The organism is Nocardia barduliensis, from assembly GCF_013315795.1.
GTDB lineage: Bacteria > Actinomycetota > Actinomycetes > Mycobacteriales > Mycobacteriaceae > Nocardia > Nocardia barduliensis.
Genome location: NZ_JABLTE010000009.1, coordinates 111,329 through 122,522, shown reverse-complemented (window position 1 = coordinate 122,522; position 11,194 = coordinate 111,329). Strand labels below are relative to the sequence as shown.

The window sequence follows — 11,194 nt, the reverse complement described above, 5'->3', positions numbered from 1 at the left end:
GTCGGGTGCACGCGGTGGGTGGTGGGCGGATCTCCGCGTGGTACGAGGGCTGCTGCCTCGACCCGAACGCTGTGGGACTGCGGGACCCACGCATGGCTGGCGCAGTGCCGCAGCGCGCGTGTTCGACCTACACAGGATGGCCGATATGGGCGCGGCGGCTTCGACACGGCGCGGGGGCGGATGCTTCGACCTGCATCCCGGTTGCCGCTGTGATCTGATCAATTCTGTCCAGCTCGAACGCCGAATCAATCAGAAATGCCACAACGGCCGGGATAACGGTCGGTGCGGCAGCACAATGAGCGGGGGGACCGCATCGGGAAAAGGAGTACCGGGCAGCGTGATCACGAGACTGACGCCGCAGGACACGGCGTTCTACCGGCTGGAGTCGAGCAGCAATCCGATTCACATCGGCTCTCTCGCGATCGTGCGGAACACCGAACCCGGTGACAGCGCCGGGCAGGCGATCCTGGACTACGACCGGCTGGTCGACCTGGTCGAAAGCAGGCTTCCGCTGGTGCCGAGGTATCGGCGCAAGGTGCGGGAGATCCCGCTGTCGCTCGGGCGGCCGGTCTGGGTCGACGACAGCCGGTTCGACATCACCTACCACATCCGGCGCTCGGCGCTGCCCGGCCCCGGCACCGACGAGCAACTGCACGACCTGGTCGCCCGGCTCGCCTCCCACCCGTTGGATCCGGCCCGGCCGCTGTGGGAGATGTACCTGATCGAGCGGCTGTCCGAAGGTCGCTGCGCGATCTTCACCAAGTCCCATTCCGCGCTGGTGGACGGGGACACCGCGCTCGAGATCGGTCACGTGATCCTCGACGCGGGGCCCGCGCCCCGGGTGCTGGCCGACGACGACTGGATCGCGCCGCGCGAACCCGGCGAGATGGAACTGCTGATCGGCGCGCTGGCCCAGCTCGCAGCGCGGCCGGGCAAAGCGCTGGAAGTGGCCAGGGACGCGAGCGCGAGCGCGTTCGCGGTACTCGGGACGGCGGGCAAGGCGGTCGAGTCGGTGGTGGCCGCGATGCGCAGCGCCACGGCCGGCGCGCCCGCCAGCCCCCTGAACACCCGTACCTCGCGGAACCGGCGCTTCGATGTGGTGCGCACCGATCTGGCGGACTACCGCACCATCAAGGGCCGTTTCGGCTGCTCGATCAACGACGCGATCCTCGCGGTGGTCACCGGCGCCCTGCGCAACTGGCTGCTGTCGCGCGGCGAAGCGCTCACCGAGTCGAGCACGCTGCGGGCGGTGGTGCCGATGTCGGTGTACGTGGAGGCACCCGGCGGCGAGCACACCCGATCGTCGAGCGAGGTGTCGTCGTTCCTGCTCGATCTGCCGGTCGGTGAGCCGAATCCGGTGATGCGGCTGTCGCACATCGCGCACGCCACCGAATTCAACGGACGTCAGCGGCGCGGCGTCCGCGCGCGTACCCTCGTGCATCTGGCCGGATTCGCTCCGGCCAGCCTGCACGCGATGAGTGTGCGCGCGGCGAGTACGTTCGCAGAACACACGTTCAATCTGGTGATCACCAACGCGCCGGGTCCGCAAGCGCCGATGTACATCGGCGGCGCGCGGATGCTGGAGATGTACCCGGTGTCGCCACTGCTGCGCAATCAAGCGTCGAGTATCGGGATCACGTCCTACGACGGACGTGTCTTCTACGGGCTCAACGCCGACCGCGACGCGATGGCCGATATCGGCGTGCTCGCCACGGCGGTGCGCGATTCCATGGAGGAGATGCTCGGTGCCTGCGCCTGATCAGAAGAAGCTGCGGGTCTACATCCCGGCGACGGTGCCGATGCTGCGCGAGCTGGTCGACAACCGGGAGCTGGCCCCGGTCGGCGGGACCGCGTTCGCGGTGACGCCCACCCTGCGCGAGGCCTACGCCTCCGGGGACGACGAGGAGCTCGGCGAGGTCGCCATGAACGAGGCCGCCCGCGCCTCGCTGCGGCTGCTGGCCGCCGAACGCGAGGCGATCGGCGCCACGGAGGACTCCGACGAGGACGCCGCACCGGTCGCGGGCGGCAGTCCGGTCTACCGGCGCGCGGTGATCGCCGCCGACGTCACCGGCGCGACGTTGCGGCCCGACCTCGACGACGCGGTGGTCCGGCTCGCGGGTCCGATCACCTATCAGCAGATCGCCTCGGTGCACGTCGACCTGGCCGACGCCGAACCCCAGGTGGCCAAGGCCGTCGACGTGGTCGACGCCGCCGACCTCGGCGACGCCGACGCGGAGTTCGTCCTCGGCGACGCCGAAGACCATCAACTGGCCTGGTACGCCGCTCAGGAGCTGCCTTTCCTTCTCGAACTGCTCTGACCCGCGGCGCCGTTCGCGGGCTCGCCCACCGCGATAACCTACGATGCCGTAACCTTGCTGACGTGGCCGCTGATCGGAGAGACGGCGGCCTGCGCATCCGACGACAGGGAGACCAACGGCAGCGATGGGTTCGAAAATTGGGAGCTTCTCCGTGCGAGGCGTCCGCGCGTGGCTGGAGGCGCCCGCCGCAAGCGTCGCCGAGCGCGGCGGCAAACTGAACGTGCTGCGCGGCGCCGTGGCGCGGGTGACCACGCCTTTGCTGCCCGACGACTACCTCCACCTGGCCAACCCGCTGTGGTCGGCCCGTGAGCTGCGCGGGCGCATCGTGGAGGTGCGCAAGGAGACCACCGACTCCGCGACGCTGGTGATCCAGCCGGGGTGGGGCTTCGACTTCAAATATCTGCCCGGTCAGTACATCGGCATCGGCCTCCTGGTCGACGGGCGCTGGCACTGGCGCTCGTACTCGCTGACCTGCCCGCCGAACTGGTCGGCGCCCGGCCACGGCGGGAAGCGGCTGATCTCCATCGCCGTGAAGGCCATGCCGGAAGGTTTCCTGTCCAGTCATCTGGTCAGCGGCGTGCCGGTCGGCACGATCGTCCGCCTCGCCGCGCCGCAGGGCGGATTCGTGCTGCCGTACCCGCCGCCGGAGAAGGTGCTGTTCCTGACGGCGGGCAGCGGCGTCACCCCGGTCATGTCCATGCTGCGCGCGCTGGACCGCCGCGAGCTGTTCACCGACGTGGCGCACCTGCACTCGGCGCGGACCGCCGACGACGTGATGTTCGGCGCGGAGTTGCGGGAGTTGCACGAGCGCAACCCGAGCTTCCACACCCACCTGCATCTGACCGCCGAGCGGGGCAAGTTCGCGCTCGCCGACCTGGACACCACCTTCCCGGACTGGCGGGAACGGCACACCTGGGCCTGCGGACCGGCGGGGATGCTCGACGAGATCGAGAACCACTGGCGCGACGCGGGCCTGTCGGACCGGCTGAACGTGGAGCGCTTCGAGATCGAGCGCTCCGCGGTGGGCGAGGGCGGCACGGTCACCTTCGGCCGCACCGGCCGCACCGTCGAGGCGGACGGCGCGACCAGCTTGCTCGAGGCCGGTGAGTCCGCCGGCGTGCAGATGCCGTTCGGCTGCCGGATGGGCATCTGCCAGACCTGCGTCGTCACCCTGAGCTCCGGCCACGCGCGCGACCTGCGCAACGGCGAGGAGCGCCGGGAAGGCGACAAGGTACAGACCTGCATCTCCGTGGCGGCGGGCGACTGCACCCTGGACGTGTAGTCCGCCAGGTACCCTCGATATGTATCGAGTAGGGAAAGGACCCCCGGTGGCCATCACCGACATCAAGACATTTGCCCACCTCACGGCGGCCGATATCGAGACACTGGGGCAGGAACTCGATTCCATCCGGCGTTCGGTGGAGCTGTCGCGCGGCGAGCGTGACGCGAAGTACATCCGGCGCGCGATCGCGGCGCAACGCGGTCTGGAGGTCGCGGCTCGCGCCGTGCTGTTCGGCAGCCGCAACCGCTGGGCGTGGCTGACCGGCACCGCGCTGCTGTCGGTCGCGAAGATCATCGAGAACATGGAGCTCGGGCACAACGTCAGCCACGGGCAATGGGACTGGATGAACGATCCGGAGATCCACTCCACCTCGTGGGAGTGGGACATGACGGGTCCCTCCGCGCAGTGGCGCCGCGCGCACAACTACTCCCACCACACCTACACCAACGTGTTGGGCAAGGACGAGGATCTGGGCTTCGGCATCCTGCGGATGACCCGCGACGAGCCGTGGCGGCCGATCCACCTGGTGCAGCCGTTGGCGAACCTGCTGCTCGCCGCGACCTTCGAGTGGGGCATCGCGCTGCACGACTGGAGCATCGAGAAGGAGCTCGCGGGCACGCCGCGCCGGCAGCTGATGTCGGAGCCGAACGTGGCGTTCGGACGCAAGATCCGTCGCCAGGTGGCCAAGGACTTCCTGTTCTATCCCGCGCTCACCGGCCGGGCGTTCAAGCACACGCTGAAGGCGAACGCGACGGCGAACCTGGTGCGCAACCTGTGGGCGTACGCGGTGATCTTCTGCGGTCACTTCCCGGACGGCGCCGAGAAGTTCACCATCGAGCAACTCGAGGGCGAGACCAGCGGCGAGTGGTATCTGCGCCAGATGCTCGGCAGCGCGAACTTCAAGGCCGGGCCCGCCATGGCGTTCATGAGCGGCAACCTCTGCTACCAGATCGAGCACCACCTGTTCCCCGACCTGCCGAGCAACCGGTACCCGGAGATCGCGGTACGGGTGCGTGAGCTGTGCGACAAGTACGACCTGCCCTACACCACCGGGTCGCTGGGCAAGCAGTATCTGCTCGCCTTCCGCACCATCCACAAGCTGGCGCTGCCGGACCGGTTCCTCAAGGCGACCGCCGACAACGCGCCCGAGACCTCGTCGGAACGGAAGTTCGCCGGGATCACGCTGCCGTCGCTGGGTACGGAGTCGACGCACTGGCTGCGCGTCGATCCGGAGACCGGCAAGCGGCGCGGCCTGCGTTCGGCGCTGCACGAGGCGAAGGTCGTGTTGCAGGAGAAGGCGCGGCAGGAGAAGGAGATGCTGCGCGAGGCCAAGGCGACCCTGCAGGTCAAGGCCGAGCACGAGCGGCAGGTGCTGCGCGAGGCCAAGCACGCGTTCCAGGAGCGGGCCCGCCACGAACAGGCGGCGCTGCGCGAAAAAGCTATGCGGGACAAGCGTTTTCGCCTTCGCCGAAGGGTGCGCTAACATACCAGCCGACATCCGGGATCGCAATAGGGTATTTGACACATCCACACGGCGAACTTCGTAACCTACGGTCTCGTAACTTACGATAAAGTAACCCGTATGGCGATCTCGGATGTCAAGGAATATGCGCACCTCACCGAGGCCGACGTGGAAGCACTCGGCGCGGAATTCGACGCGATCCGGCGGGAAATCGAGGCGTCGCGCGGCGAGCGCGACGCGAAGTACATCCGCAATGTCATCAGGTTGCAGCGAGCTCTCGAGATCAGCGGTCGCGCGGTGCTGTTCGCCAGCCCGAAGCGCCCCGCGTGGCTGGCCGGCGTCGCCCTGCTCGGTACCGCCAAGATCATCGAGAACATGGAGATCGGGCACAACGTCATGCACGGGCAGTGGGACTGGATGAACGATCCGGAGATCCACTCCAGCTCGTGGGAGTGGGACAACACCGGCGCGGCCAAGCACTGGAAGCACACCCACAACTACCTGCACCACAAGTACACCAACGTGCTCGGCATGGACGACGACATCGGCTACGGCCTGCTGCGGGTGACGCGCGACCAGCGCTGGAAGCCGTTCAACCTGGGCAACCCGATCTACAACCTGGTGTTGCAGCTGTTCTTCGAGTACGGCGTGGCGATCCAGCACCTCGAGCTGGGCAAGCTCGCGGCGGGCCGGTACAAGCCGGGCTCCCCCGAGCGCGCCGAGTTCGAGCGCAAGCGTGACGAGGCGCTCACCAAGATGGGCAAGCAGATCCTGAAGGACTACGTGATCTTCCCGGCGCTCACCGGGCCCGCGTTCTTCTCCACGCTGACGGCCAACCTGGCCGCCAACGCGATCCGCAACGTCTGGTCCAACGCGGTGATCTTCTGCGGGCACTTCCCCGACGGCGCGGAGAAGTTCACCAAGGCCGACATCGACGGCGAGACGAAGGGCCAGTGGTACCTGCGCCAGATGCTGGGCAGCGCCAACATCTCCGGCGGCCCGGTCATGCACTTCATGACCGGCAACCTGAGCCACCAGATCGAGCATCACCTGTTTCCCGACCTGCCGAGCAACCGCTACGCCGACATCGCCGTGCGAGTGCGCGAGCTGGCCGACAAGTACGACCTGCCCTACACCACCGGTTCGCTGCCGGTGCAGTACTTCAAGGCGTGGCGCACCATTCTCAAGCTGGCGCTGCCGAACAAGTACCTGCGGGCCACCGCCGACGATGCCCCTGAGACGGCCTCGGAACGCAGATTCGGCGGCAGCACCACACCCTCCATCGATCCGGTGACCGGTCGGCGCCGCGGTCTGCGCACCGCGCTCGCCCAAGGCCGTCGGCGGCTCGCCCGGCGCACGGCTTCCGCCGCCCGCTGAACAGCGCGTCGTTCGGCGGCTCAGATCTGGGGCCGCCGAGCGACGCACCCCGCCGTGTGCGGAGGGATCGCCCGGTTTGATTGACTCGGGCGGTGCATGCTGAGGTTCTGAACGTCTACGAGGCGATCCGACGGCGCCGTGACGTGCGCGCGGAGTTCACCGGCGAACCCGTGGACGACGCGACACTGTGGCGGTTGCTGGATGCGGCGCACCGGGCACCCAGTGTGGGGAATTCGCAGCCCTGGGATTTCGTGGTGGTTCGCGAACCGGTGACGCTGCGCAAGTTCGCCGACCATGTGGCGGACAAGCGCGTGGAGTTCCGGGACACGCTGCCACCCGAGCGCGCCGCGACCTTCGAGCCGATCAAGATCGAGGGCATTCTGGAGAGCGGCACCGGCATCGTGGTCTGTTACGACCACGCTCGTGGCGGACCGCAGGTGCTGGGCCGGGCCACGGTGCCCGAAACGGGCATCTACTCCGCGGTTCTCGCCATCCAGAACCTGTGGCTGGCCGCTACCGCCGAAGGTGTCGGCGTCGGCTGGGTGTCGTTCTACGATCCCGGGTTCCTCGCCGACCTGATCGATCTTCCGGCGGGCGTCCGCACAGTCGCCTGGCTATGTGTCGGGCCGGTGCGCGAATTCCAGAACGTTCCCGACCTCGAGCGCTTCGGCTGGCGCGCCGGGAGACCGCTGACGGACGCGGTGCACCACGAAACCTATCGCCGCTGACCCTCCCGCACCGGCCGGGCATCGTTACGCAAATGTGTGGATGGTTCATGGTTCAATCGCATTCCGACTGGGTACGACAAGGGCGAAACTGCTTCGCAGGCAGGGCTGCTCACGGTGATGTTCGTCGGTTCCAGGAGGTTTGCGTAATGGCCAATGTCGATGCTGTTCGGCTGTCTAGCGAGCTGGGCATCGATCTGGCACAGGCGATGTTGCGCCTGCGCCGGGAAGGCTTCCCCGGCGAGACCAAGCACCAGACCTGTCTGCGGATCATCGCGGACGAGGGCCGCAAGCGGCGGGGCGCCACGGGCAAACCCTGAGGCCGCCTGCCGTAACCGGTAGCGAGCCTGCCGCCGGCCGACCGGGGACTCCCGGTCGGCCGGCGGGTACGCACACTCGCCTCAGACGCGCTCGAGCACCGCCGAGGCGCCGATACCACCCGCGGCGCAGATCCCCAGCAGGGCAGTGCTTTTCCCGGTGCGTGCCAGCTCGTTGGCCATGGTGGTCACCATGCGCGCCCCGGTGGCGCCGAACGGGTGACCGAGCGAGATCGAACCGCCGTGCACGTTCAGCCGGTCGATGTCCACCTCGCCGACGGCGGTGTCGCGATCCAGTTTGGTCTTGGCCCACTCGTCGCTGGCCAGGGCGGTCAGCACGGACAAGGTCTGGGCGGCGAAGGCCTCGTGGATGTCGACGAGATCAGCGTCGGCCAGCGCCATTCCGGCCTTCTCCAGCGCCTGCGGCATCGAGATGGCGGGCCCGATCAGCACTTGGTCGGCCGGGTCGACGCTCACGTAACTCCATGACCGGAACGCCGCCAGCGGACGATACCCGAGGGCATGCGCTTTCTCTTCGCTCATCAGCAGCACCGCGGCGGCCCCGTCGGTGAGCGGGCTGGCGTTGCCCGCGGTGACGCTACCGTCGGTCGCGAAAACGGGCTTCAGACCGGCCAGTTTCGCGACGCTGGTGTCGCCGCGGACCAGGCCGTCGCGCAGGATCTCCACGTCCTCGGGCGTGCGCACCCGCAGCACCTCGTCGTCGAACCGGCCCGACTCGATGGCCGCCGCCGCGCGGTGGTGCGAGCGGGCGGCGAACTCGTCCTGGTCGGCGCGGCTCACGCCGTGGATGCGGGCCATCTTCTCGGCCGACTCGCCCATCACCTCACCGGTGGTGCGCTCGGCGATCCTCGGCCGGCTCGGCAGCAGGTCGGTGAAGGGAGCCAGGCGCGTGACCGCGGACAGGTAATCCTTCGGCCGAGCCTTGCCCAGCGCCAGCGGCGCCGCCGCGTGCACGACCTTCTGCGGCAGTTTGACCTCGGCGTTCGAGGTGGAATCACTGCCGCCCGCGATCATCACGTCGTATTCGCCCCGCTCGATCGCGGCCGCGGCGGAAGTGACCGCCTGCAAGCCGGAGGCGCAGGCCCTGGTCACCGTGTAGCCCTCACAACCAGGGTCCAGTCGCAGATCCAGCGCGACCTCCCGAGCGATGTTCGGCGCCGCGCTCGGCAGGACGACCCCACCCCAGACGATCGCCTCCACCTGTGCGCCGGGCAGCCCTGTCCGCTCCAGCAAGCCGCGAACCGCGGCGTCGGCCAGCGCGATGGAGTCCATCCGGGTGTATCCGGTGAACGCCCGCAGGAACGGCGTGCGCGCACCGGACACGATCACGGCACGGCGAGCAGCTTTGGTGGCCATGCGATTTCCTTTCGAAAGGCTGGGACCACCAAACTTACTGCATAGTAAGTTCACCGTCGACCCCCTTCGCCGACGGTGAACCCCGACGCAGCGACGATCCCCTCCACCGCCGCTGAACCCGGTCTGCCACGCGCCGTTGCGCGGCAGACCGGAGACGTCCGTCCCGGCGAACGCCCCTGCCCGTTCCGGAACCGGCCACATGGCTCCCCGGCCATCCGACGCAAAACACAGTAGCAAGATTTGCACTGATTTTCCAAACACTTTCTATCTGTTTGCTTATATCCTGCGACCGGCTTACCATGGACCCACTATGCATAGCCCTTCGGAGCTGTCGCGGCAGAAGAGATTCGGGCGAATCATCAAAGAACGCCGGGACGAGCTCGGCCTCACCCAGCTACAGATCGGCGACCTCGGGGGACCTTCGGCGCCGACCATTCGGAAGATCGAAGACGGCGAGGCCGCGATCAGCATGCAAACGCTGAACAAGCTCGACGCCCCGCTGCGATGGCTGCCAGGCAGCGCCGCGCGCACCTACGCGGGCGGCGTGCCCGCCGCCGCCGAGCCCGCGAACGCCTCCCGGGCCGCGGGCGAATCCGTGGTGGCCGGGCCGGACGCCATCCGGTTCGAAATCTCCGATCTCACCGGGCTTCTCGCGGCATCGGGCCGACTCACCGACGCGGTCGAGAACGGTCGCACCGACGATCCTCAGGTGGTCGCGGCGATCGCGGAACTCAACCGGGTGGTCTCCAAACTCTCCGCGCGATACGCGACCGCCATGCTCGAACGCAACGGCGGGCCGGGCAGACAGGTGCACCCACTGGTGGAGATGGCCTTCTCCCACCTGCTCGCGGTCCCCGCGGAAGCGAGCGACCCCGGTGAGCTACAGGAGCGCCGGTACCGCCGCTGGCTGGCCGGTCGATCGGAGGACATCGATGCAGCGACCGAAGCCCTATTCCGCGCACGCTGGCTGGCGGCCAACGCGGCGACGGCACCGGTTCGAAACGGCGAGTGACGAGGCAGGCATGACCGAGGACGGACCACACGGCGCGGCGCTGGCACTGAGCCACAAGATCAATCGGCTGTTCGCCGTGATGCATCCGCGCTCCGCGCCGGAGCGCAGCACCGAATCCGTCGCCGAGCAGGTGAGCGAGTTCATCGGACGCACGGTGCCCGCGAGCTACCTGACCCGCGTGCGCGGCGGAGAGTTCGACGACGAGCACGCGGCGGCCGATGCCGAGATCCTCGCCGCGGTGGCGCGGGGTTTCGGCGTCGCCGCCGACTATCTGCTCACCCGAGGACCCGCCGCGGACGCGATCGACCGGGAACTGGAATTGCTCGCCACCATGCGCGACGCGAACGTCGCCAGCATCGCGCTGCGCGGTTCGAACATCGATCGGGCGATGCTGGCCAAGATCATCCAGAGCACGGCGGAGCCCACGCCGCCGAGTCGGTAACATGCGTACCTACATGGGCCACTGAGCTTTTGTAGGAGACCGATCACATGGCCATCCAGGCCCGGTTCCGGAGCTTGACCCGGGACCTCCCGATACCCCACCCATGGGATCTGCGGACCTACCTCGATGACGTCGCGGAATACCGGGGCCGCAGCATCAGCCTGCTACCGATCGATACCGCGCTGCTGGCCGGCACCGGATGCGGCACGGGCAGCGGCCTGTGGATCGCGAAACAGGACAGCGACGTCATCGTCTACGGCGCCGACACCACCGAATGGCACGCCGAGCACATCATCATGCACGAACTCGGGCACATGCTGCTGGGACACGGCCCGGAGCAGACCGAACCCGGCGACCCGCTCGTGAGCACACCGACCGTGGCGGCGGTGGCCGACCTGTTGCCCTCGATCTCGCCGGAGTCGATCGCCCACGTGCTCGGCCGCACCGACTACGGCACGCTGCGTGAGCGCGACGCGGAGACCTTCGCCGACATGGTGATGCTGCACGCCATGCGGCCCCCGCGCCGCGATTCGCTGCTGCATCGCACGTTCTTCCGCGACCGGAGACGGTGACCTCGCCGATCCGGATACCACTGATCGTCGTCGCGGTGGTCGTACTCGCGCGGCGTCTCGTGCTCCACCACGTCACCGCGCCCATCTGCGCGATCCAGCCGTGCCGTGGGGTGTCGCCACGCTGACCCTGCTTGAGCGCGGCATCAGCGTCTGCCGCATCATCTTTCGATGGTGACCCCATTTGAGGAGGCGGCGGTTCGTGCGGTGCGGGCGCGGACCCACACCGTGGGCCCGGCAGTGGGTCTACGACTCGGCCGAACCGGCGTCGAAGCACTGCTCCGGGCATCCAGCCGGTGAGCCGAATGCCCGG

General features: G+C 68.3%; 11 protein-coding genes. 10 read left to right on the top strand and 1 reads right to left on the bottom strand.

Annotation, left to right across the window (positions count from 1 at the left end; translation table 11 throughout):
• The first annotated feature begins 337 nt into the window (after nt 1–337).
• From HOV91_RS06740 to HOV91_RS06710, 7 genes are all read left to right on the top strand, one after another.
• The gene (locus tag HOV91_RS06740) at nt 338–1,759 is read left to right on the top strand and encodes a WS/DGAT/MGAT family O-acyltransferase (RefSeq protein ID WP_174184574.1); all 1,422 of its coding nucleotides are present in this window, start codon (nt 338–340) and stop codon (nt 1,757–1,759) included.
• Between the two features lie 10 nt (nt 1,760–1,769).
• Nucleotides 1,770–2,318, top strand: a complete 549-nt coding sequence (locus tag HOV91_RS06735; protein WP_438822638.1) for a DUF6912 family protein — start codon at nt 1,770–1,772, stop codon at nt 2,316–2,318.
• Nucleotides 2,319–2,442: 124 nt separating this feature from the next.
• A complete protein-coding gene (locus HOV91_RS06730) occupies nt 2,443–3,600 on the top strand; it encodes a ferredoxin reductase (RefSeq protein ID WP_174184573.1) in 1,158 nt (385 codons plus the stop codon).
• A 46-nt stretch (nt 3,601–3,646) separates the two neighbouring features.
• Entirely contained in the window at nt 3,647–5,083 is a 1,437-nt protein-coding gene (locus HOV91_RS06725) for a fatty acid desaturase family protein (RefSeq protein WP_174184572.1), read from the top strand.
• A gap of 99 nt (nt 5,084–5,182) precedes the next feature.
• Nucleotides 5,183–6,439: a fatty acid desaturase family protein gene (locus HOV91_RS06720; protein ID WP_174184571.1), complete on the top strand. Its 1,257-nt coding sequence runs from the start codon at nt 5,183–5,185 to the stop codon at nt 6,437–6,439.
• Between the two features lie 107 nt (nt 6,440–6,546).
• Nucleotides 6,547–7,167, top strand: coding sequence for a 5,6-dimethylbenzimidazole synthase (gene bluB / locus HOV91_RS06715; protein WP_174184584.1), 621 nt, complete (start codon nt 6,547–6,549; stop codon nt 7,165–7,167).
• 146 nt (nt 7,168–7,313) lie between these two features.
• Nucleotides 7,314–7,484 carry a hypothetical protein gene (locus tag HOV91_RS06710; RefSeq protein WP_174184570.1) on the top strand — a complete coding sequence of 57 codons (171 nt, stop codon included), beginning with the start codon at nt 7,314–7,316 and terminating at the stop codon, nt 7,482–7,484.
• 81 nt (nt 7,485–7,565) lie between these two features.
• Here HOV91_RS06710 and HOV91_RS06705 read toward each other — a convergent pair whose 3' ends face one another.
• A complete protein-coding gene (locus HOV91_RS06705) occupies nt 7,566–8,858 on the bottom strand; it encodes an acetyl-CoA C-acyltransferase (RefSeq protein ID WP_174184569.1) in 1,293 nt (430 codons plus the stop codon).
• A gap of 310 nt (nt 8,859–9,168) precedes the next feature.
• On the opposite strand from HOV91_RS06705, the gene HOV91_RS06700 reads away from it, so the two are divergent.
• From HOV91_RS06700 to HOV91_RS06690, 3 genes are read left to right on the top strand one after another with little or no spacing between them, the layout of a single operon-like run.
• Nucleotides 9,169–9,870: a helix-turn-helix domain-containing protein gene (locus HOV91_RS06700; RefSeq protein WP_174184568.1), complete on the top strand. Its 702-nt coding sequence runs from the start codon at nt 9,169–9,171 to the stop codon at nt 9,868–9,870.
• Between the two features lie 10 nt (nt 9,871–9,880).
• Nucleotides 9,881–10,312 (top strand): hypothetical protein, encoded by a 432-nt coding sequence (locus HOV91_RS06695; RefSeq protein ID WP_174184567.1) that lies wholly within the window; start codon nt 9,881–9,883, stop codon nt 10,310–10,312.
• Between the two features lie 47 nt (nt 10,313–10,359).
• On the top strand, nt 10,360–10,884 hold the full coding sequence (locus tag HOV91_RS06690) for a hypothetical protein (RefSeq protein ID WP_174184566.1): 525 nt from the start codon (nt 10,360–10,362) through the stop codon (nt 10,882–10,884).
• The last annotated feature ends 310 nt before the right edge of the window (nt 10,885–11,194 follow it).

Excerpts from the sequence above, each read along its gene's own strand:
- HOV91_RS06730 (WP_174184573.1), top strand. The coding sequence starts at position 2,443 with ATGGGTTCGAAAATTGGGAGCTTCTCCGTGCGAGGCGTCCGCGCGTGG.
- HOV91_RS06700 (WP_174184568.1), top strand. The coding sequence starts at position 9,169 with ATGCATAGCCCTTCGGAGCTGTCGCGGCAGAAGAGATTCGGGCGAATC.
- HOV91_RS06690 (WP_174184566.1), top strand. The coding sequence starts at position 10,360 with ATGGCCATCCAGGCCCGGTTCCGGAGCTTGACCCGGGACCTCCCGATA.
- HOV91_RS06705 (WP_174184569.1), bottom strand. The coding sequence starts at position 8,858 with ATGGCCACCAAAGCTGCTCGCCGTGCCGTGATCGTGTCCGGTGCGCGC.
- HOV91_RS06720 (WP_174184571.1), top strand. The coding sequence starts at position 5,183 with ATGGCGATCTCGGATGTCAAGGAATATGCGCACCTCACCGAGGCCGAC.
- HOV91_RS06695 (WP_174184567.1), top strand. The coding sequence starts at position 9,881 with ATGACCGAGGACGGACCACACGGCGCGGCGCTGGCACTGAGCCACAAG.
- HOV91_RS06710 (WP_174184570.1), top strand. The coding sequence starts at position 7,314 with ATGGCCAATGTCGATGCTGTTCGGCTGTCTAGCGAGCTGGGCATCGAT.